Annotated in this window: 17 protein-coding genes and 1 pseudogene; 6 read left to right on the forward strand and 12 right to left on the reverse strand. The window is 72.9% G+C overall.

Features of this window, described 5'->3' with window-relative positions:
• Positions 1-13 precede the first annotated feature (13 nt).
• The 3 genes from IE286_RS27325 to IE286_RS21010 all read left to right on the forward strand — a co-directional run bounded on the left by IE286_RS27325 (position 14) and on the right by IE286_RS21010 (position 2,833).
• A complete protein-coding gene (locus tag IE286_RS27325; RefSeq protein WP_372462570.1) occupies positions 14-295 on the forward strand; it encodes a hypothetical protein in 282 nt (93 codons plus the stop codon).
• On the forward strand, positions 296-2,440 hold the full coding sequence (malQ, locus tag IE286_RS21005) for a 4-alpha-glucanotransferase (RefSeq protein WP_189798313.1): 2,145 nt from the start codon (positions 296-298) through the stop codon (positions 2,438-2,440).
• A gap of 117 nt (positions 2,441-2,557) precedes the next feature.
• Positions 2,558-2,833, forward strand: a complete 276-nt coding sequence (locus IE286_RS21010; protein ID WP_189798314.1) for a hypothetical protein — start codon at positions 2,558-2,560, stop codon at positions 2,831-2,833.
• A 281-nt stretch (positions 2,834-3,114) separates the two neighbouring features.
• Here the strand turns inward: IE286_RS21010 and pepN (IE286_RS21015) are convergent, their stop codons facing one another.
• Positions 3,115-5,694: an aminopeptidase N gene (pepN, locus tag IE286_RS21015; RefSeq protein WP_189798315.1), complete on the reverse strand. Its 2,580-nt coding sequence runs from the start codon at positions 5,692-5,694 to the stop codon at positions 3,115-3,117.
• Between the two features lie 134 nt (positions 5,695-5,828).
• Positions 5,829-6,845, reverse strand: a complete 1,017-nt coding sequence (locus IE286_RS21020; RefSeq protein WP_189798316.1) for an aspartate-semialdehyde dehydrogenase — start codon at positions 6,843-6,845, stop codon at positions 5,829-5,831.
• 360 nt (positions 6,846-7,205) lie between these two features.
• Between IE286_RS21020 and IE286_RS21025 the strand changes: the two genes are divergently transcribed.
• A complete protein-coding gene (locus IE286_RS21025; RefSeq protein WP_189798317.1) occupies positions 7,206-7,700 on the forward strand; it encodes an NUDIX hydrolase in 495 nt (164 codons plus the stop codon).
• Positions 7,701-7,715: 15 nt separating this feature from the next.
• On the opposite strand, the gene IE286_RS21030 is transcribed toward IE286_RS21025, so the two are convergent.
• Both IE286_RS21030 and pepN (IE286_RS21035) read right to left on the reverse strand, forming a co-directional pair.
• A complete protein-coding gene (locus IE286_RS21030; RefSeq protein WP_189798318.1) occupies positions 7,716-8,771 on the reverse strand; it encodes a hypothetical protein in 1,056 nt (351 codons plus the stop codon).
• A gap of 223 nt (positions 8,772-8,994) precedes the next feature.
• Positions 8,995-11,568: an aminopeptidase N gene (pepN, locus tag IE286_RS21035; RefSeq protein WP_189798319.1), complete on the reverse strand. Its 2,574-nt coding sequence runs from the start codon at positions 11,566-11,568 to the stop codon at positions 8,995-8,997.
• 138 nt (positions 11,569-11,706) lie between these two features.
• Between pepN (IE286_RS21035) and IE286_RS21040 the strand changes: the two genes are divergently transcribed.
• Positions 11,707-12,375, forward strand: coding sequence for a mycothiol-dependent nitroreductase Rv2466c family protein (locus IE286_RS21040; protein ID WP_189798320.1), 669 nt, complete (start codon positions 11,707-11,709; stop codon positions 12,373-12,375).
• A 206-nt stretch (positions 12,376-12,581) separates the two neighbouring features.
• Here IE286_RS21040 and IE286_RS21045 read toward each other — a convergent pair whose 3' ends face one another.
• From IE286_RS21045 to IE286_RS21075, 8 genes and pseudogenes are all read right to left on the reverse strand, one after another.
• Positions 12,582-13,229 (reverse strand): superoxide dismutase, encoded by a 648-nt coding sequence (locus tag IE286_RS21045; RefSeq protein WP_189798321.1) that lies wholly within the window; start codon positions 13,227-13,229, stop codon positions 12,582-12,584.
• Positions 13,230-13,369: 140 nt separating this feature from the next.
• Positions 13,370-14,764 (reverse strand): amino acid permease, encoded by a 1,395-nt coding sequence (locus tag IE286_RS21050; RefSeq protein WP_189798322.1) that lies wholly within the window; start codon positions 14,762-14,764, stop codon positions 13,370-13,372.
• A gap of 118 nt (positions 14,765-14,882) precedes the next feature.
• Positions 14,883-15,788, reverse strand: a complete 906-nt coding sequence (locus IE286_RS21055; RefSeq protein WP_189798323.1) for a TauD/TfdA dioxygenase family protein — start codon at positions 15,786-15,788, stop codon at positions 14,883-14,885.
• A gap of 199 nt (positions 15,789-15,987) precedes the next feature.
• Positions 15,988-16,722, reverse strand: a complete 735-nt coding sequence (locus IE286_RS21060) for an ABC transporter ATP-binding protein (protein WP_189798324.1) — start codon at positions 16,720-16,722, stop codon at positions 15,988-15,990.
• On the reverse strand, positions 16,698-17,579 hold the full coding sequence (locus IE286_RS21065; protein WP_189798325.1) for an ABC transporter permease: 882 nt from the start codon (positions 17,577-17,579) through the stop codon (positions 16,698-16,700). Before IE286_RS21065 ends, IE286_RS21060 begins: the two co-directional genes overlap by 25 nt.
• Positions 17,576-18,640 (reverse strand): ABC transporter substrate-binding protein, encoded by a 1,065-nt coding sequence (locus IE286_RS21070; RefSeq protein WP_189798326.1) that lies wholly within the window; start codon positions 18,638-18,640, stop codon positions 17,576-17,578. Before IE286_RS21070 ends, IE286_RS21065 begins: the two co-directional genes overlap by 4 nt.
• 448 nt (positions 18,641-19,088) lie before the next feature.
• Positions 19,089-19,211 carry a hypothetical protein gene (locus IE286_RS27680; protein WP_267970005.1) on the reverse strand — a complete coding sequence of 41 codons (123 nt, stop codon included), beginning with the start codon at positions 19,209-19,211 and terminating at the stop codon, positions 19,089-19,091.
• An 83-nt stretch (positions 19,212-19,294) separates the two neighbouring features.
• Positions 19,295-19,915, reverse strand: a pseudogene (locus tag IE286_RS21075) (eCIS core domain-containing protein); the annotation flags it as partial.
• Positions 19,916-20,348: 433 nt separating this feature from the next.
• On the opposite strand from IE286_RS21075, the gene IE286_RS21080 reads away from it, so the two are divergent.
• Positions 20,349-20,930, forward strand: a complete 582-nt coding sequence (locus IE286_RS21080) for a biotin transporter BioY (RefSeq protein ID WP_189798328.1) — start codon at positions 20,349-20,351, stop codon at positions 20,928-20,930.
• Positions 20,931-21,015: the final 85 nt, after the last annotated feature.

Consider the following 21,015-nt stretch of genomic DNA (forward strand, 5'->3'; position numbering starts at 1 on the left):
CAAGGAGGCCCCCGTGGCCGCATCGGCTCAGCTTCTGCTCTCGGCCCTGTCCGCACCCGAGGCGTTCGCCGGCCCCGAGTCCCCCCTGTGCGGGTCGGAGAGCGCCTGCGCGGAGGCGCCGCTGACCAGCGAACCCCCGCTGCCCGACGCCGCACCGCTCACCAGCGAGCCGCCGCTCGCCGAGACCGCGCCTCTGACCAGCGAGGCCGCCACACGGGCCGACGGGTGCGGTCCGCTGCCGGCCCAGTGCGACGCCGAGCGGTCCGCCACGGCCACCGGGCGCGCGGAGCCGTAGATGGCGCCGCAGCCGGTCGAACCGCCCGGCGCGACCCCCGGACGCACGCTGGCCCGGCTCGCCGCCCTGCACGGCGTCGCCACGTCCTACAGTCCCGCCCCGGGCCGCACGGCCACCGTCTCCGCCGACGCGGTCGTCGCCGCCCTGGCCGCCCTCGGCGTCGACGCGAGCAGCGAGGAGGCCGCCCGTGCCGCGCTCGCCGCCGGGGAACGGCAACGCGCCGAACGGCTGCTGCCGCCCACCGTCGTCCGCTTCCTGGGCGAGGACCCGCCCGCCGCCCTGACCGCGCTGCCGCCCGGCACCCGGCTCCGCGTCGACACCGAGCAGGGCGAGGAACGCACCATCGCGGACGATCTGCCGCCGGGCGTGCACCGGCTGACCGCCACCGCCCCCGGCGGACGCGCCGGCCGCGCCCACCTGATCGTCGCCCCGCCCCGGCTGCCGGTGCCCACGGGCCGCAGCCACGGCCTGCTGGTCCAGCTGTACTCCCTGCTCTCCCGGCGCTCCTGGGGCATGGGCGACCTCGGTGACCTCGCCGAGCTGGCCGGCTGGGCCGGACGCACGCTCGGAGCCGGGTTCGTGCAGGTCAACCCGCTGCACGCGGCCGTGCCCGGCTCTCCCACGGACCCCTCGCCCTACCGGCCCTCCTCGCGCCGCTTCCCCGACCCCGTGCACCTGCGGGTGGAGAACGTCCCCGGGTACGCCTCGGTGGCCGGCCACGAGCGGATGCGGTCGCTGCTCGCCGAGGCCGCCGCCCTGCGCGCGGCGGTGCTGGAGCGGGGCGCGCTCATCGACCGGGACGCGGTGTGGCGGCTGAAGCGGCAGGCGCTGGAGATGGTCCACCAGGTGCGGCTCGAACCGGGACGGCGTGCCGCGTACGAGGCGTTCCTCGCCGAGCAGGGCCAGGAGCTGGAGGACCACGCCACCTGGTGCGCGCTTGCGGAGGTGCACGGCTCCGACTGGCGCACCTGGCCGGCCGGGCTGCGCGACCCCCGCTCGGCCGAGACCGCCCGCGCCCGCCACGAGCTGAGGGACCGGGTCGGCTTCCACCGCCGGCTGGCCTGGCTCACCGACCTCCAGCTGGCCGAGGCCCGGCGCGCGGCGGGCGAGGCCGGCATGGACATCGGGATCGTGCACGACCTCGCGGTCGGCGTGCACCCGCAGGGCGCCGACGCCTGGGCGCAGCAGGAGTACTACGCGGCCGGGATGTCGGTGGGCGCCCCGCCGGACGCGTTCAACGCCCGCGGCCAGGACTGGGACCTGCCGCCCTGGCGCCCCGACCGTCTGGCCGCCTCCGGCTACGCCCCCTTCCGCCGGCTGCTGCGCGCCCTGCTCCGTTCCGCCGGCGCACTGCGCATCGACCACGTCATGGGACTCTTCCGGCTGTGGTGGATCCCGCGGGGCCGCCCGCCCACCGAGGGCACCTACGTCCGCTACGACGCCGACGCCATGCTCGCGCTGCTGGTGCTGGAGGCCTCCCGCGCCGGGGCCGTGGTGATCGGCGAGGACCTGGGCACGGTCGAGCCGGGGGTGCGCGAGGCGCTGCGCGAGCGCGGGGTGCTCGGCACCTCGGTGCTGTGGTTCGAGCGGGACTGGGACGGCGACGGCCGTCCCCTGCCCCCGGAACGCTGGCGCGCCGGCTGCCTGGCCACCGCCACCAACCACGACCTGCCGCCCACCGCGGCCCGCCTCACCGGCGAGCACGTCACCCTGCGCCACCGCCTCGGGCTGCTCACCCGGCCGCTGGAGCAGGAACGCGCCGAGGCCGCCGCGGACACCGCCGAGTGGCTGGCCCTGCTCGCAGCGCTGGGCCTGCTGCATGGGCCCGGCACGGAGCAGTGCGCCGTGCCGGAGGAGGAGGCGATCCAGGCGGTGCACCGCTTCCTGGCGCGTACCCCCGCCCGCATGGTGGGCCTCTGGCTGCCGGACGCCGTCGGGGACCGCCGACCGCAGAACCTGCCCGGCACCTGGGACCAGTACCCGAACTGGCGGCTTCCCATGGCCGATGCCCAAGGCCGTCCCGTGACCCTGGAGGACCTCGCCGCCTCGCCCCGCGTGCGCGCGCTGGCCGACGTGCTGCGCTCCGGGGTGCGGGACGGCGGCGGGGCCGAGCAGGGCGGGCTCAAACGGGCGGAGACGGCCTGAGCACGCGGCGGACGCGCGCCGGAGCCTGCTCGCCCACGGCACGCTCCGGCGCGCGCCCCTCGGCGCATACAGCACCCCGGACGCGCAAGGCGTTCAGGCGTTCGCTACGTTTGCACCGTGGACAAGAAGAACGCCCTGCGCGCCGGCGCTCTGGCCGCCGGTACGACGCTGATGATGCTGCTCATGTCGTCTCCCGCGCTCGCGCTGAACCGCGACGACGGTGACGACCCCGGCCCGGGCCTGAGCGTCATCGAGACGCTGGGCTACTTCGTCGGCCTGCCGATCCTGCTGTTCGTGGTGATCGCGGGCCTGGTCATGCTGCTGACCAAGCCGGACATCAAGAAGCAGGACACCAGCCGGAACGTGAAGACCAAGGCCGAGGCCAAGGCCTGACCGGCGTCGGCACACACAGGGCGCGCCACCGACACGTCCGCCGAGGGTGCCGGCCCCGCCGCCGTACGGATGCACACGCGTGTGCCGTACGGGAGACGGGGCCGGCGCCCTCGGCGTGTTGCATGCGCGGGTGCCCCGGCTCGCCGGGTGCCGCGTCCCGTGCGGTGGGGCGGGCACGGCCCGGCCGGTGACCGGGCCGCGGCGCTCTCCCCCCGTGCCCGCGGCGGTGCCGCCGCCGGGCGGCTGCGCCGACGCGAGGGCCGGCACGGCCGCACCGCGGGTCAGCGGCCGGCTGCCGCCGCGTCCGCCGCCTGGGCCTTCAGCGCACGCTCGACACCGGCCCGCGACTCCGAGACCAGCCGGCGCAGCGCCGCGTTCGGCTCCGCGGACTGAAGCCACGCGTCGGTTGTGCGCAGCGTCTCCTCGGAGACCTGCACCGCCGGGTACAGCCCGACCGCGATCTGCTGGGCCATCTCGTGGGAGCGGGATTCCCAGATGCCCTTGACCACCTCGAAGTACCGGTCGGTGTACGGCGCCAGCAGCTCCCGCTGGTCGGTCTGGACGAAGCCCGCGATGACCGCCTCCTGGACGGCGTTGGGCAGCTTGTCGGAGTCGATGACCGACGCCCAGGCCTCGGCCTTCGCCTCCTCGGTGGGACGGGCGGCGCGGGCGGTGGCCGCGTGCCGCTCGCCGGCCGCGGTCCTGTCCCGCTCGTACTCGGCCGCGATCTCCGCCTCGTCGAACCGGCCGGTGGCCGCGAGCCGCTGCACGAACGCCCAGCGCAGCTCGGTGTCGACGACCAGGCCCTCGATCCTCTCCGTGCCCTGAAGCAGGGCCACCAGCAGGTCCAGCTGCTCCGGCGTGCGGGCGGTCGCCGCGAAGGCGCGCGCCCAGGCCAGCTGGTGGTCGCTGCCCGGCTGAGCGGCACGCAGGTGCGCCAGCGTGGCGTCGGTCCAGCGGGCGAGCAGCGCGTCCCGGGCGGCCGGGTCGGCGTACTGGTCGAGGGCCAGCTTCACCTGCCGCTGCAGCGACTGCACCACGCCGATGTCGGACTCCTTGCCGATGCCGGACAGCACCAGCGACAGATAGTCGCGGGCGGCCAGCTCGGCGTCCCGGGTCATGTCCCAGGCCGAGGCCCAGCACAGCGCGCGCGGCAGAGAGGAGGCGAAGTCGCCCAGGTGCTCGGTGACGAACCGCAGCGACTCCTCGTCCAGGCGGACCTTGGCGTAGGACAGGTCGTCGTCGTTGAGCAGGATCACCGCGGGCCGGCGCCGGCCGGCCAGCTGCGGCACGGGGGTCAGCTCGCCGTCGACGTCCAGCTCGATGCGGTCGGTGCGCACCAGCTTGCCGGAGCCGCCGTCCAGGTCGTACAGGCCGATCGCGATGCGGTGCGGGCGCAGCACCGGCTCGCCCTTGGCGCCCGCCGGGAGGGCGGGTGCCTCCTGGCGGACGGCGAAGGAGGTGATGACGCCCTCGCCGTCGGTCTCGATCCGCGGGCGCAGGACGTTGATCCCGGCCGTCTCCAGCCACTTCTTCGACCAGTTCTTCAGGTCGCGGCCGGAGGTCTCCTCCAGGGCGCCCAGCAGGTCGCTCAGGCGGGTGTTGCCGTAGGCGTGGCGCTTGAAGTACGTCTGCACGCCGCGGAAGAACTCGTCCATTCCGACGTAGGCCACCAGCTGCTTGAGCACGCTGGCGCCCTTGGCGTAGGTGATGCCGTCGAAGTTGACGAGCACGTCGTCCAGGTCGCGGATCTCCGCCATGATCGGGTGCGTGGACGGCAGCTGGTCCTGCCGGTACGCCCAGGTCTTCATGGAGTTGGCGAACGTGGTCCACGCGTGCGGCCAGCGCGAGCCGGGGGCGTGCGCCTGGCAGGCGATGGAGGTGTAGGTGGCGAACGACTCGTTCAGCCACAGGTCGTTCCACCACTCCATGGTGACCAGGTCGCCGAACCACATGTGGGCCAGCTCGTGCAGGATCGTCTCCGCCCGCGCCTCGTACGCCGCGTCGGTCACCTTGGACCGGAAGACGTACTGGTCGCGGATGGTGACCGCGCCCGCGTTCTCCATCGCTCCCGCGTTGAACTCGGGCACGAACAGCTGGTCGTACTTCGTGAACGGGTAGGCGTAGTCGAACTTCTCCTGGAACCAGTCGAAGCCCTGCCGGGTCACCTCGAAGATCGCATCGGCGTCGAGGTGCTCGGCCAGCGACGGCCGGCAGTAGATGCCGAGCGGCACGGACTGCCCGTCCTTCTCGTACACGCTGTGCACGCTGTGGTACGGCCCGGCGATCAGCGCGGTGATGTACGTCGAGATGCGCGGCGTCGGCTCGAAGACCCAGACGTTGTCCTTCGGCTGAGGGGAGGGCGAGTTGGACACCACGGTCCAGCCCTCGGGCGCCTTCACGGTGAACTGGAAGGTGGCCTTCAGATCCGGCTGCTCGAAGCAGGCGAAGACCCGCCGCGCGTCCGGGACCTCGAACTGCGTGTACAGGTACGCCTGGTCGTCGACGGGATCGACGAAGCGGTGCAGGCCCTCACCGGTGTTGGTGTACGCGCAGTCGGCGACGACCCGCAGCACGTTGCGGCCCTCGAGCAGGCCGGGCAGCGCGATCCGGGAGTCCTGGAAGACCTCGGCGGGATCCAGCGTGTCGCCGTTGAGGACCACCTCGTGGACGGCCGGCGCGACCAGGTCGGCGAAGGACTCGGCACCGTTCTCCGCCACGTCGAAGCGCACCGTGGTCACGGACCGGTAGGTGCCTCCCTCCTGCGCCCCGGAGAGGTCGAGTTCGATCTCGTACGAGTCGACGGTGAGCAGCTTCGCCCGCTGCCGCGCCTCCTCGCGCGTCAGGTTTGTGCCAGGCACGCGTTCATCTCCTCCTGTGTACGGATGCGGTCATCCTTCCACGTCGCGGACACCACGAGCGGGCGGTCACCGGTGTGCGGCGACCGCCCGCTCGAAGGGCGTACGGGCCTGGCAGACCTCCGGGACGCGGGGGCTTACGCGTTCAGCTCCGCCGCCACCAGCTCCGCCAGCTGGACCGCGTTCAGGGCCGCGCCCTTGCGGAGGTTGTCCGCGGAGACGAACAGCGCCAGGCCGTTGTCCACCGTCTCGTCGCGGCGGATGCGGCCCACGTAGCAGGGGTCCTGGCCGGCGGCCTGCAGCGGGGTGGGGATGTCCGACAGGACCACGCCGGGGGCCTCGGCCAGCAGCTCGGTGGCGCGCTCCACGCTGATCGGCCGTGCGAAACGGGCGTTGAGCTGCACGGAGTGACCGCTGAAGACGGGCACGCGCACGCAGGTGCCGGACACCTTCAGGTCCGGGATCTCCAGGATCTTGCGGGACTCGTGCCGCAGCTTCTGCTCCTCGTCGGTCTCGTTCAGACCGTCGTCGACGAGGTTGCCGGCGAAGGGCAGCACGTTGAAGGCGATCGGACGCTTGTAGACACCCGGGTCGGGGAAGTCCACCGCCGCGCCGTCGTGGGTCAGCTTGTCGGCCTCCGCGACGACCTTCTGCGTCTGTCCGTGCAGCTCGGTCACGCCTGCCAGGCCGGAGCCGGACACCGCCTGGTAGGTGGCGACGACCAGCGCCTGAAGCCCGGCCTCCTCGTGCAGCGGCTTGAGGACCGGCATCGCGGCCATCGTGGTGCAGTTCGGGTTGGCGATGATGCCCTTGGGGCGGTTGGCGAGGGCGTGCGGGTTCACCTCGGCCACCACCAGCGGCACGTCCGGGTCGCGGCGCCAGGCGGAGGAATTGTCGATCACCACGGCACCCTGCGAGGCGACCTTCTCGGCCAGCGCCTTCGAGGTGGCGCCGCCCGCCGAGAACAGCACGATGTCCAGGCCCGTGTAGTCGGCCTGGGCGGCGTCCTCCACGGTCACGCCGTCCAGGACCCGGCCCGCCGACCGGGCCGAGGCGAACAGCCGCAGCTCGGTGACGGGGAACTCGCGCTCCGTGAGGATCCTGCGCATGACCGTGCCGACCTGACCGGTGGCTCCGACGATTCCGACCCTCACGGTGACTCCCTTGCGTGTCTGTCGTTGCATGACCAGGACCCGCCCATCATGCGGCCCATCAGCCATCATGCGGTGCGGCCCGGCCGGTCTGTCCAATTCTTTGCCCTTCGGGCCCGGTGTGCGAGACACGGTCCCGGGCCCGCGGTCCTGCGGCGCACGCCCTTGCGCGGCGCAGATGCTCAACCCGGTGACGGCGTCGCGCCGCAAGCTGTACGGCCCGGGCGCCTGCCCGCCGCGCACCGGCGCACACGACGGTGTGACGTACGCCTCTGCGCGGGCGGCGCGTCCGCCGGTGCACGCGGGCACAGGTTCCCGGCCGACCCCCTGCCTCACGGGGCCGGGATGCCGTAGCGTCCTGCCATGCGACAGGAGCTGCGGGTGGCGGCGTACGCCGTGTGCGTGCAGGACGGATCGATACTGCTGGCCCGCTGGGTCGCCCCCGACGGCACCCGGTACTGGACCCTTCCCGGCGGCGGCATGGAGCACGGCGAGGACCCCCACGACACCGTGGTCCGCGAGGTCGAGGAGGAGACCGGCTACACCGCCGAACCGGTCGCCCTGCTCGGCGTCGACTCCCGCCGGCACACCCGGCAGCGCCGGCTGCGCAGCCCGGCCGACCACCACAGCCTCCGCATCGTCTACGAGGCACAGGTCACCGGAGGCGAGCTGCGCCACGAGACGGGCGGCTCCACCGACCGGGCCGCCTGGCATCCGCTGCCGGCCGTGCCCCGCCTGCAACGGGTCCCCCTGGTCGACGTCGCGCTGCGGCTGTGGCGGGAACGTCCGGCGGCGGGCCGGATGCTCACCCCGCCGGGTGCGCCGCCCGACTCCGGCGGCGTGCCGCACCGCTCCTGAGGGCCGGACGGGCCCTCACCGCGGCAGCACCACCGGACGCGCCGCGGGCTCGCGGCCGGCGGCCGCCCTCAGGGCCGTGCGGACCACCGCCGCCTGCTGCTCCGGGGCGTCCCGCAGCGCCCGCGGCGACAGGTGGACGACCGTGACGCCCAGGCGCTCCAGGTGCTCGCGCCGGCGCGCGCGCCGCGCCCCGGCGGCGCCGGCCTCGCCCGGGCGGCCGGCCCGCGCATCCAGCTCCACCGCGACCGCCTGCTCGGGCCAGTAGGCGTCCGCACCGCCCAGTGACGGGCCGCCCGGCAGCCGCAGCTCCACGTTCCACACCGGCTCCGGCAGCCCGTGCACGCGGACCATCCGGTACAGCCGGTCCTCGGCCGACGCCCGGCCCTCGGCCAGCAGCGCCTCCACCGCGCCCATCATGTGCGGCCGGTCCAGCAGCCGGGCCGCGGACAGCTCCCGCACCAGCGCGGCCGGCTCGCAGTGCCCGCCGCGCACCGCCTCGGTCAGCAGCCGCCGCACCGCGGCCGCCTCCGTCAGCCGCCCGACCGCGTCGGCCACGGCACGCGGCACCGGCGCCACCGGCACGCCCATGACCGTCACCGGCTCCGGCAGGCCGGCCGTGCGCAGGATCCGGGCCCAACGCGCCGAACGCGGCGGGCGCAGCCGCCCCACCAGCACGTCGATCGTCTCCAGCGCCGGCAGCGGCGGCACGGCGGCGAAGCCGTGCAGTGCGAGCGCGGCCGGCCCGGTGATCATCGCCGTGCAGCGGGCCGGGCGGCGCGGCTCCCGGGCGGCGGTCTTGGCCGGCACCCCGGGCCCTGGATCCGGCCAGGCGCCGCGCGTGGCGTACAGCAGCGCCGCCCACAGCCGGTCGGGGCCGGCCGGCGGGCCGGGGCGCAGGAGAGGGACCCCGGGCAGCAGCCGGTGCCAGGGCCCGCCGGGGCGGCAGCGCTCGGCCGTCTCGGCGGCGGGCACACCCAGGGCGCGCAGCGGGGCGGTGGTCATCACCCGGCGGGGCGCCGCCTCGGCCGGGCGGGCCGGCCGGCGGGAGGAGAGCGGGGTGTCCTGGTTCATGCCCGCCACGTTGCCCGGGCCCGCGCCGCGCCGTCACCGCTGTGACAGGAGGGTTGCACGATCCGGACAACGCCGTCCGTCCGGACACCCGTGCGACCGCGAAAACCCCTGGTCCGCGCGGGACGGACCAGGGGTTACGGCCTGCGTGTCACGGTTGCGCGACACCGGGTCCGCGGCCGGACGACCGGATCGGGTGCGGGCACCGGCGGTCACCCCGGACGGCTCACGTGCGTGCGTCGCACTCCTGGCCGCGCAGCGCCCGCGCCAGGTCGTCGCGGGCCTCCAGGACCAGCCGGCGCAGCGCCGGCGGGGCGCTCTCGTGCGCGCCGAGCCAGGCGTCGGTCGCCGCGAGCGTCCCGGGCGAGGCCTGCAGCGCCGGGAACAGGCCCTGGACGATGTCCATGGCGATCTGGATGGACCGCTCGGACCACACCCGTTCGATCACCGCGAAGTACTTCTCGGCGTACGGCGCCAGCAGCTCGCGCTGCGAGGGCCGGGCGAAGCCCGCGATCGTGGCCTCCACCAGTGCGTTGGACAGCGCGTCGGACTCCACCACGTCGTGCCAGGCCTGCGCCTTGACCTCGGCGGAGGGCCGCGCGGCCAGGCAGCGCACCTGGTGGCGCTTGCCGGAGGCGGTGTCGTCCCGGGCCAGCTCCTGGGCGAGCACCGTCTCGTCCGCCACGCCGTGCGCGGCCAGCGGCTCCAGGAACGCCCAGCGCAGCTCCTGGTCGACGTCCAGCCCGTCGATCTGCTCCGTGCCGTCCAGCAGGCCCTTCAGCAGCTCGAGGTCGGCCGGCGCCGAGGCCACGGAGGCGAAGAAGCGTGCCCAGGCCAGCTGGTGCTCGCTGCCCGGCTCGGCGTTCCTCAGCTCGGCCAGCGCACCCTCGGCCAGCGCCTGCCCGGCCGTCTCCCGCCGCTCGGGCGCCACATAGTGCACCAGCGCGGACTCGGCCCACGCGTGCAGCATCTGCAGTACGCCGATCTCGGTCTCCCGGCCCGCGAAGCGCAGCACCAGGTCGAGGAAGTCCCGCGCCGGCAGCAGCGCGTCCCGCGTCAGGTTCCACAGCGCCGACCAGCACAGGGCACGGGCCAGCGGGTCGGTCAGGGCACCCAGGTCCGTGCGGAGCGTGGCCAGCGAGGTGGCGTCGAAACGGATCTTGCAGTAGGTCAGGTCGTCGTCGTTGACCAGGACCAGGTCCGGTGCGTCCTGCCCGGCCAGCTCCGCCACCACGGTCCGGGCGCCGGCAACGTCCACCTCGGTGCGCGCGTACCGCTCCAGCGCCCCGGCTGCGGAGCGCCGGTACAGGCCCACCGCCACCCGGTGCGGACGCAGCTCGGGGTGCGACTCGGCCGCCTCCTGCAGCACGGCCAGCTCCTGGATCCGCCCGTCGGCGTCCAGCACCACCTGCGGGGTCAGCGCGTTGAGGCCGGCCGTCTGCAGCCAGGACCGCGCCCACGCGGCCATGTCCCGGCCGCTGGTCTCCTCCAGGACCGCCAGCAGGTCGCCCAGGCGGGTGTTGCCGTAGGCGTGCCGCTTGAAGTAGCGGCGGGCGCCCTCCAGGAAGGCGTCCTGGCCGACGTAGGCCACCAGCTGCTTGAGCACGCTGGCGCCCTTGGCGTAGGTGATGCCGTCGAAGTTGAGCTTGGCGTCCTGCAGATCGCGGATGTCCGCGGTGATCGGGTGGGTGGAGGGCCACTGGTCGGCCCGGTACGCCCAGGCCTTGCGCCGGTTGGCGAAGGTGATCCAGCCGTCGGTGAAGCGGGTGGCGCCGACCAGCGCGAACGCGCCCATGAAGTCCGCGAAGGACTCCTTGAGCCACAGGTCGTCCCACCACTCCATGGTGACCAGGTCGCCGAACCACATGTGCGCCATCTCGTGCAGGACGACGTTGGCCCGCGCCTCGTAGGAGGCCTGCGTCACCTTGCCGCGGAAGATGTACTCCTCCCGGAAGGTCACCAGGCCCGGGTTCTCCATCGCGCCGAGGTTGTACTCGGGCACGAACGCCTGGTCGTACTTGCCGAACGGGTACGGGTAGTCGAAGTGGTCATGGAAGAAGTCCAGGCCCTGCTTGGTGACCAGGAAGACGTCGTCGGCGTCGAAGTGCTTGGCCAGGCTCTTGCGGCACATCGCGCCGAGCGGGATCCGCAGCCGTGAGCCGTCCGCCAGCTGCCGCTCGTAGGTGTCGGTCACGTAGTGGTACGGGCCGGCGACCACGCACGTGATGTACGTCGAGATGGGCTTGGTCTCCGCGAACCGCCATACCCCGTCGTGCCGTTCGCCGGCGCCGTTGCTCCACACCGTCCAGCCCTCCGGCGCCGTCACCTCGAAGCGGAAGGGCGCCTTCAGGTCGGGCTGCTCGAAGGTCGCGAAGACCCGGCGGGCGTCGGCCGGCTCGTACTGGGTGTACAGGTAGACCTCGCCGTCCTCCGGGTCGACGAAGCGGTGCAGGCCCTCGCCGGTGCGCGAGTAGGCGCACTGGGCGTCCACGATCAGCTCGTTGTCGGCGGCCAGGTCCTCCAGCAGGATCCGGGAGCCGTCGAAGACCTCGCTGGGGTCGAGGTCCTTGCCGTTCAGGGAGACGGCCGTGACGCTCGGCGCGATCAGGTCCGCGAAGCTGGAGGCACCCGGCTCGTTGCAGCGGAAGCGGATCGTGGTGACGGAGCGGAAGGTGCGCGGCTCCTCGCCTTGCGGCTCGCCGACGGCCGACCGCACGTCGAGGGACACCTCGTACCCGTCGACGGACAGCAGCGCGGCCCGCTCCCGGGCCTCCTCGCGGGACAGATTCTCACCGGGCACAGGCGCAACTCCCTCGTCGAGTGATCAGGATGCGGACGGCATCGATCCTGCCATGTGCTCCTGAGGGGACGGCAGCAGGGAATGACCACGTCCGTCCTCGGTGTTGCGGTCATCAAAGACCGCATTCCGAGGAGAGCCATGTCCGAGACCGCCTCCGCCACGACCGCCTCCGGCAAGACCCCCGTCGACTTCTGGTTCGACCCGCTGTGCCCCTGGGCATGGATGACCTCCCGGTGGGTGCTGGAGGTGGAGAAGCTGCGGGACATCGAGGTGCGCTGGCACATCATGAGCCTGGCGGTGCTCAACGAGGACAAGCTGGACCAGCTGCCCGAGGAGTACCGGGAGATGATGACCACCAAGGCCTGGGGCCCGGTCCGGGTGGTGACCGCGGCCTGGCAGAAGCACGGCCAGGACGTCCTCGGCCCGCTCTACACCGCGCTCGGCACCCGCTTCCACAACCGGGGCGAGGGCCCGACGCGCGAGGCCATGATCGCCGCCCTGGAGGAGGTCGGCCTGCCCACCGAGCTGGTGGAGTACGCCGACCAGGACGGCTTCGAGTTCGAGGCCGAGCTGCGCGCCTCCCACAAGGAGGGCATCGACAAGGTCGGCCAGGAGGTGGGCACCCCGGTGATCGCGCTGCCCGGCCCCGACGGCGAGCAGATCGCCTTCTTCGGCCCGGTCGTCACCCCCGCCCCGAAGGGCGAACAGGCCGCCAAGCTGTGGGACGGCACCATCGCGGTCGCCTCGATCCCCGGCTTCTACGAGATCAAGCGGACCCGCACCCAGGGCCCCGTCTTCGAGGATTGACCCCCGCACCGGCGGGGAGCACGGTGGCGGCCGCGCGTCTTGCCACGGGCCGCCGTGCCCGCGGGAGAGGTCCCGCGCGGTGGGCCGTGCCCGCCCCGGCCGACGAGGAGAGCCCCCGTGGGACGCATCCCCACGGGGGCTCTTCCGCCCGCCGCCGCGAAGAGGTGAGAAGACGATCACGAGGCAGGGCGGTCCCGGGCGCGCCCTCAGGGCGCGAGCAGCAGCACGTCCGTGCGGGACTTCGCGGCGGCGTACCGCCGGGCCACGTCCTGCCAGTTCACCACCTGCCACATGGCCTCGACGAAGTCGGCCTTCTGGTTGCGGTACTGCAGGTAGAAGGCGTGCTCCCAGGCGTCGAAGACCAGGATCGGGGTGGATGCCTGGCCGACGTTGCCCTGGTGGTCGTAGACCTGCTCGACGATCAGCCGGCCGCTCAGCGGCTCGTACGCCAGCACGCCCCAGCCCGAGCCCTGTGTGGTGGCCGCCGCCTTGGACAGCTGCGCCTTGAAACGGGCGAAGGACCCGAAGGACTCCTTGATCGCCTCCGCCAGCTCGCCCACGCCGTCGGCCTCCAGCGGCTCACCGCCGCCCTCCTTCGGGCCGGTCATGTTGTGCCAGTAGATGCTGTGCAGGATGTGACCGGAGAGGTGGAAGGCCAGGTTCTTCTCCAGGCCGTTGACCGAGCCCCACTGCTCCTTCTCCCGCGCCTCGGCCAGCTGTTCCAGCGTGTCGTTGGCGCCCTTCACGTACGCCGCGTGGTGCTTGTCGTGGTGCAGCTCGATGATCTCGGGGCTGATCACCGGGGCGAGCGCCGCGTAGTCGTAGGGCAGGTCCGGCAGCGTGTAGACGGGCATGGAGTCCCCTCGGTCTTATTGCAATGAGGTTGCAACTACAAGTTATCAGCATCCTGCCGGGGGAGGGCAAGACGAAGGCCCCCACGGTCCTTGGATTCAAGGAGTCGTCGTGGGGGCCTTGCGGTGCGGGAGCGGGCAGGTCAGGTGCGGGTGCGGGCCCGGCTCCGCTGCCAGACGTAGCCGGCCGCCGCCAGGACCAGCGTCATCGCGCCCGTCGAGTACAGCTGCACCCGGGTGTCGGGCTCCTGGGCCATCAGCAGGAAGATCGCCACCATGCCGGCCATGGCCAGACAGGTCAGCCACGGGAACAGCCACATCCGCACGACCAGCTTCTGCGGCTCCTCACGCTCCAGCCGGGTGCGCAGCATGAGCTGCGAGAGGGCGATGAAGATCCACACGACCAGCACCACCGCGCCGATCATGTTCAGCAGCCACGGGAAGACGTCGTCGGGCCGCCAGTAGCTCAGCAGCACACAGATGAAACCGAAGGCCGAGGAGGTCAGCACCGCGGCGCGCGGCACCCCGCCGGTGACTCGCGCCAGCGCCTTGGGGCCCTGGCCGCGCCGCACCAGCGAGTAGGCGATGCGCGAGGAGCCGTAGATGTTGGCGTTCATCGCGCTCAGCAGCGCCACCAGCACCACCACGTTCATCAGCTGCCCGGCGGCGGGGATGCCGAGGTGGTCCAGCGTGGCCACGTACGGGCCCTTGTCGACGACCTCCGGGTCGTCCCACGGCACCAGGGTGACCACGACGGCCATGGAGCCGATGTAGAACAGGGCGATGCGCCACATCGCGGTGCGCACCGCGCCCGCCACGCCGCGCACCGGGTCCTCCGACTCGGCCGCCGCGATCGTCACCGTCTCCAGGCCGCCGTAGGCGAACACGGAGGCGAGCAGACCCACGATCAGGCCGTGCCCGCCGTGCGGCAGGAAGTCGCTCAGATGCGAGGCGCCCGGCGAGTCGGTGCCCGGCAGCACGCCCGCGATCGCCAGCACGCCCAGCACCAGGAACAGGACGATCGCGGCCACCTTCAGGGTGGCGAACCAGAACTCGAACTCGCCGAAGTTCTTCACAGCGGCGAGGTTCGTGCCGCAGAAGAGCACCATGAACAGCGCCACCCACACCCACTGCGGGGTGCCCGGCAGCCAGCCGGTGACGATGGTCGCGGCGCCGATGCCCTCCAGGCCCACCGCCGTGCACAGCAGCACCCAGAAGGCCCAGCCCACCGTGAACCCGGCCCACGGGCCGAGCGCCCGCTCGGCGTGCGTGGAGAACGAGCCGGAGGACGGGTAGGCGGCGGACAGCTCGCCCAGCATCCGCATCACCAGCATCACGAGGATGCCGGACAGGGAGTAGGCGACGATGATCGACGGCCCGGCGGCGGCGATGCCGGCGCCGGAACCGACGAACAGACCGGCCCCGATGACGCCCCCGAGGGCGATCATCGACAGGTGGCGCTGCTTGAGACCGTGCGACAGGGAGGCGTCGTCCGCCCGCTGCGCGGGCGTCTCGACGGCGGTGGTACTGCGTGGCATGGGGCGGCGTGTCCAGGACGGGAACAGGGGCAAAGGTCCCAGTGTGGACAGCCGGCCCGGCCGGATGAGACGGCTGCCCACGATCCGGACATCAGCCGCACACAGGGTGAACAGCAGCTTACGCGCCGACGGGAACCGGGGCGACAGCCGTGTAGTGGGAGGCATCGCCCTCGATCGCCCAGCTCTGCTTGCCGTCCGCACCCACCGGCACCTCGCCGGCGACGGTCACCCGGTGCAGTCGGCGGGGCAGGTCGTCGTAGTTGTCGATGGCGTAGTGCTGGGTGATCCGGTTGTCGAACAGCACCAGCTCGTTCTCCGACCAGCGGTGGCGCAGCACGTTCTCCGGCCGGGTCACATACGCCTGGAGCAGCTCCAGGATCTTGCGGGACTCGCCGGCCGACAGCCCGACGATCCGCTGCGCGAACCCGCCGATGAACAGCCCGCGCTCCCCGGTGAGGGGGTGGACGCGGACCACCGGATGGGCGGTGCGGTAGCGGATGGAGGTGAACTGGGCCCGGCGGGCGGCCTCCGCCTCGTCGATCGCCTCGTCCGGCACGGCGTAGTCGTAGTCGTTGGTGTGCTCCGCCCACAAGGTGTCCGCGAGGCGGCGCAGCGGCTCGGGCAGGTCCCGGTAGGCGGCCGCCGCGTTCGCGATCAGGGTCTCGCCGCCGTACGGCGGGATCGTGATGCTGCGCAGGCTGGTGACCTGCGGCGGGTTCACCACGAAGGTGACGTCGGTGTGCCAGTGGTTGGAGCGGCCCCGCTCGCTGTCCACGGGCAGCACGTTCGGGGCGCCCTCGACCGCCGGGACGGTCGGGTGGGCGGTGGTCAGCTCCCCGAACCGGCTCAGGAACGCCTCCTGGCCGGCGTCGTCCAGGCCGGTGGCGTCGAACACCAGCGCCTTGTGGACGTTCAGGGCCTCGCGGATCTCGGCGACCTGCTCATCGCTGAGGGGACGGGTGAGGTCGACGCCGGACACCCGGGCGCCGATGCGGGCGGTGACCTTGGTGATCTTCAGGGACATGGACGGGTCCTTTCATACGAGTTTTCGGGACGGGAACCGGATCGGACGGGACGGGAATCGGAGACGGGACGGGGATCGGGGACGGGACGGGGATCGCAGGGACCGGAAGCAGGGGCGGGATCGCGGGGGCCGATAAGGCGGACCGGAGCGGACCGGCCCGGACCGGATCGGGGCGCCGGGCGCGGTGTGCGGCGGCGGGTCAGGCGGCTTCCTCGGTGACGCCGAGGGCGGCCAGCAGCCGTTCCCGGCAGGCGCCCAGCACCGGATCGCGCGGCGAGCGCGGATGGGGACGGTCCAGGGCGAGGTCCAGGCCGATACGGCCGGAGTCCAGGACGAGGATCCGGTCGGCGAGCACCAGGGCCTCGTCCACGTCGTGGGTGACCAGCAGCACCGACGGCCGGTGCCGCTGCCACAGGTCGCGCAGCAGGCCATGCATACGGATCTTGGTCAGCGCGTCCAGCGCGCCGAACGGCTCGTCGGCCAGCAGCAGTTCCGGCTCGCGCACCAGCGAGCGGGCCAGCGCGGCACGCTGGGCCTCGCCGCCGGACAGCTCGCTCGGCCAGGCCCGTTCCCGGCCCGCCAGGCCCACCTCGGCCAGGGCGGCCCGGCCGCGCTCGGCGGCGTCCTTGCCGTCCGTGCCCAGCAGAACGTTGGGCAGCACCCGCCGCCAGGGCAGCAGCCGGGAGTCCTGGAAGACCACGGACACCCGCTCAGGGGCGCTGATCTCGCCGCTGCCCTCGACACCGTGGTCGAGTCCGGCGACGGCCCGCAGCAAGGTGCTCTTGCCGGAACCGCTGTGCCCGAGCAGGGCCGTGAACTGGCCGGCCGGCAGGTCCAGGTCGATGCCGTCGAGGACCGTGCGGCCCGCGAAGGAGCGGGTCAGGCCGCGCAGCCGGACGGCGGGCCGGGTCAGACGCTCAGTGTGCGGCGCCACGACAGCACCCTCCGTTCGATCAGGCGGACCACGCTGTCGGAGACCAGGCCGAACACGCCGTAGATCAGCAAACCGACCAGGATGATGTCGGTCTGGCCGTAGTTCTGGGCCTGGAACATCAGGTAACCGAGGCCGCTGGTGGCGTTGATCTGCTCCAGCACCACCAGGCCCAGCCAGGACCCGGTCACGGCGAGCCGCAGTCCGACGAAGAAGCCGGGCAGCGCGCCGGGGATCACCACCTGGCGGATGAACTGCGGCCGGGACAGGCCCTGCACCTCGGCCAGTTCGACGAACCGGGTGTCGATGCCGGACAGCGCGGCATGGGTGTTCAGATAGACCGGGATGTAGACGACGATCGCGATGATCGCGATCTTGAAGGTCTCGCCGATGCCCAGCCACAGGATGAACAGCGGGATCAGACCGAGGGTCGGGACGGCCCGGTTGAGCTGCACCGTCCCGTCGATCAGGGCCTCGCCGATCCGGCTGAGCCCGGAGGCCAGCGCCAGCACCACCCCGGCGGTCAGACCGATGGCGAAGCCGAGGGCGGCGCGCCGCAGCGAGGTCGCGATGTCGGAGGGCAGGGTGCCCTCGGTCCACAGCCGTACGGCCGTCCGCGCCACCGTCCAGGGCGCCGGGATCGCGCCCGGGTCGAGCTGCCCGGCGGCGGAACCGGCCGCCCACAGCGCCAGGACGACGGCGGGTCCGATCAGCCGGCCCGCGGGCACACGGCGGCCGGGCGTGAGTGTGCGGCGGCTCCGTTTCCGGCCCGGGCGGGCCCCGGTGCCGGTGCTCGCCGCGGTGCCGTCCGCTGTACGGGACGCGGAGGTCGAGGGTGCGGTGGTGGTCACGGCCGTCACCTCCGGTACTGCGCCGGCACGGCGTCGGCGGCCAGGGGCTCGAAACGCCGGTCGAACAGCGAGTCGACCGTGAACCGCTTCACGAACCCGCCCTCGGCGAGCAGGTCCGCGGTCTCCTGCTCCCACCGGATCGCCTCGTCCCAGCTGGGCGGGAACAGCGGCTTGTTGGCGAGCGCGGTGACCGCCTCGGCCTGGGCGAGGGTCAGGTTCTGCTTTGTGACGTAGAACTCCCGGTTCCACACGTCCGGGTGCTCCCACTGCCACACCAGACCCTTGGCCCAGTAGGGGATGTACGCGGCGATCGCGGCGGCCTTGGCCCGGTCGGCGAGCACGGAGACCGGCGCCCACAGCAGCTTGAGCAGATCCACGACGTCGGTACGGATGATGCGGGCGCCCTTGGATCCGTACTGCCGCAGATACGCCGGCGCCTGCTCGTTGGCGAGCGGGGCGACGTCCACCTGGCCGGACTGCAGCGCGGTGAGGAACTGATTGCTGGTCAGCGGAATGAGCTTCACCTCCCGGTAGGCCAGGCCCGCCTTTTTCAGAGCGCGCAGCAGGACAACGCCCTGGGCCTGCCCCTGCGAGAAGGCGAGCCGTTTGCCCTTGAAATCCTCGACCGTGTGGATGTCGCTGCCGGGCCTGGTGGCGAATAGGTAATTCGGTTTACGGGTGATGTCGATCGCCACGATCTTCGCGTCGAAGCCCTGGTAGTGCGCCTGGATCGGGGGGATCCCGGCATTGTCCGCCACATCCAGGGACGTGGCACGGAAGGCGTTGATGACATCGGGGCCCGCGCCTATGTTCAGCCAGTGCGAGACGGTGAACGGCAGCTTGGAAAATCCGGCCAGACGGAATTGCAGCTGCTGCACGTCCTGATAGCTGGCGATGTTCAGACTGGTTCCGGGCGGGACCTTGTCCGCCAGCGGCGCGGACAGGTCGGCGGACGAGGCGGAGGCACGGGAGCCGGCGCAGCCGCTCAGCCCGGCCGTCGCGGCGGCGGTGCCGAGCAGGGCGGTCAGGAACACCCGCCGGTCGAGGCCGGGTGGAGACGCTGAGGACATGGGGGAACTCCGCGGAAGTCTCGGGAAGGGAAGAAAACAACGCGTCGGCGAACGCGGCCGTGCGGACCGGAAAGAACCCGCCGCCGAGGCGTGCACAGGCGACGGGCGCTCACCCGGAAGAAGCACGGCCGGAAGGAAAATCGGCCGGAGAGCGGAAACCCGGGAAAGGAGACCGGAAAAGGTAACCCGGGAAAGGAGGCCGGGAAACGAAATGCGCGCCAGGACGCACCGGACAGCCGGAGGAAAAGTGCTCCGGGGCGCGTCAACGGGTCAGCGACACAGAGTGCGACAGCTCGTGAACGGGCTCATGGCAATCATGCTCCCGGCTGCGGACAGCCGATGTCAACAAGCGGAATTTTGTGAGAACATGAACTTCGTGTGACGCCGTTCATGAAAGGCGTGTGACGCGAGCGGCCGAGCGGATCGACGCGGGCCGGAGAAGCGTCCGTCAGGGAGTGTGCGAGCCGCCCTCGCACATGAACGTGTCCTGGTTCCACGTCGGTTGCTCGGACGCCTCGGTGGCCTGGAAGTACGGGGAGGCGTGACCACGCCCCTGGAGACGGTGAGCCACGGCTCGTCCTGCGCTTCCGGACCCTGCACCTGTGCCCCGGTGGCGGCGCGGTCCGTTCACCGGCCGTCTTCGTGATCGTGGCCGGCCGTCGCCGGCGCGGGCCGGGACAGGGCGAGCGTCGCGTTCGCCTCGGCCTCCCGCTCGAAGCGGTCCGACGGGTCGGAGACCTTCAGGCCGGCGCCGTTGTCGGTGCCCGCCACCGGACCCTGACGCTGCTGGATCACATGGGTCAGCTCGTGCGCGAGGGTGTGGCGGTCGGCGCCGCCCTCACCGATCACGATGTGGTTGCCCGAGGTGTAGGCGCGCGCACCCAGCTCGGCGGCCGAGGCCTTGGCGGCGGCGTCGTCGTGGATGCGGACGTCGGAGAAGTCGGCGCCGAGCCGGGCCTCCATGTCGGCGCGGACGTCCCCGCCGAGCGGCCTGCCGCTGCCGCGCAGCACCTCGTGCACGGCGGACCGCTGGATGTGCGGCTGCCCGGGGGCCTGGTGGCCGCAGCCGGGGCCGTGCCGATGCTGCTCCTGATCGTTCCCGGCCTGACGGAGCGTCTGGACGACGGCGCTGTTGCCCGCCGTGCGCTGCAGCGCGAGGAGGGCCTGTGCCGGCGCGGACCGCTGTTGAGGGGCCGGCGCGGTGACCGAGGGAGTATGGGCCGGGACGCTCCTGCTTGCCGCCGTCGTCGGCTTGACCCTCTCCCGGTCGTGCACAGTGTCTCCGTACCTCGTCACTCGTCGGGCGGCCCGGCGGTCCGGGCACGGTGTCGTTCGGCGGGAGCGGACCCCGCGGTGCGCGCTGCTCAGCGTGACGCGACGGGCGGCACGGGCGCCAGGGACCCGAGGGCAGTCACAGGTGCCGAACGGGCAGTGTTTCCCGGCCGCCGCAGGCACCGGCCACTGCAGGCACCGGCCGCAGCGGACGTCCGGCCCCCGCCGCAGTGGATGCCCGGCCCCCGGTCTGTGGCGGCGTCCACACGGCTTCGGTGACCGTTCTCACGCCGTGCCGGGTGTAGGCCGCGGGCTTTGTGCGGAGCCCACCAGGGTGTGTCCGGCCCTTTGTCGAGCGCTGACGGTGAGGGGCGGTGATGTGCCGGTATAGCGTCACGGTGTTCCCACATGTCCACTTCACCCCCGGGGAGTCCCCATGAGCACCGCTGCTGCCGGCGCCCGTTCCGGCGCCGTCCTCGCCGATCTTCTGCCCGCGTCCCGTGTGCGCGATGCCGCCCTCGTGGCCGGCGGCGCCGTGCTCACCGGCCTGGCGGCCCAGATCGCGGTGCCGGTGCCCCACTCCCCGGTGCCGGTGACCGGGCAGACGTTCGCCGCCCTGCTCGTCGGCACCACGCTCGGTGCCCGCCGCGGCATGCTGTCGCTGGCGCTGTACGCGCTCGCCGGTCTGGCCGGTGTGCCGTGGTTCGCGGGCGGCGCCTCGGGGCCGGGCCTGGTCACCTTCGGTTACGTCCTCGGTATGCTGCTCGCCTCCGCCGTCGTGGGTGCCCTGGCCCGGCGCGGCGCCGACCGCTCCCCGCTGCGCATGGCCGGCGCGATGGTCCTCGGCGAGGCGGTCATCTACGCCGTCGGCGTGCCCTATCTGGCCGTGTCCGCCGGCATGTCCGCCTCCGCCGCGATCGCGGCCGGCCTCGTCCCGTACCTGATCGGCGACGCCCTCAAGGCCGTCCTGGCGATGGGGCTGCTGCCCACCGCCTGGAAGCTGGCCGGCAAGCGCTGACGCCCCGGTCGCCGCACGGAAGGCTCGCCGGGTACCGCTGAGAACCCGGTGAGCCTTCCGTATGCATGCCGGCGGATGCCGTCTG

Origin of the sequence: Streptomyces thermodiastaticus (genome assembly GCF_014656135.1) — a bacterium.
Lineage (GTDB): Bacteria > Actinomycetota > Actinomycetes > Streptomycetales > Streptomycetaceae > Streptomyces > Streptomyces thermodiastaticus.

Excerpts from the sequence above, each read along its gene's own strand:
- IE286_RS21045 (WP_189798321.1), bottom strand. The coding sequence starts at position 13,229 with ATGCCCGTCTACACGCTGCCGGACCTGCCCTACGACTACGCGGCGCTC.
- IE286_RS21055 (WP_189798323.1), bottom strand. The coding sequence starts at position 15,788 with ATGTCCCTGAAGATCACCAAGGTCACCGCCCGCATCGGCGCCCGGGTG.
- IE286_RS21025 (WP_189798317.1), top strand. The coding sequence starts at position 7,206 with ATGCGACAGGAGCTGCGGGTGGCGGCGTACGCCGTGTGCGTGCAGGAC.
- IE286_RS21070 (WP_189798326.1), bottom strand. The coding sequence starts at position 18,640 with ATGTCCTCAGCGTCTCCACCCGGCCTCGACCGGCGGGTGTTCCTGACC.
- malQ (WP_189798313.1), top strand. The coding sequence starts at position 296 with ATGGCGCCGCAGCCGGTCGAACCGCCCGGCGCGACCCCCGGACGCACG.
- IE286_RS21080 (WP_189798328.1), top strand. The coding sequence starts at position 20,349 with ATGAGCACCGCTGCTGCCGGCGCCCGTTCCGGCGCCGTCCTCGCCGAT.
- IE286_RS21050 (WP_189798322.1), bottom strand. The coding sequence starts at position 14,764 with ATGCCACGCAGTACCACCGCCGTCGAGACGCCCGCGCAGCGGGCGGAC.
- IE286_RS21030 (WP_189798318.1), bottom strand. The coding sequence starts at position 8,771 with ATGAACCAGGACACCCCGCTCTCCTCCCGCCGGCCGGCCCGCCCGGCC.
- IE286_RS21040 (WP_189798320.1), top strand. The coding sequence starts at position 11,707 with ATGTCCGAGACCGCCTCCGCCACGACCGCCTCCGGCAAGACCCCCGTC.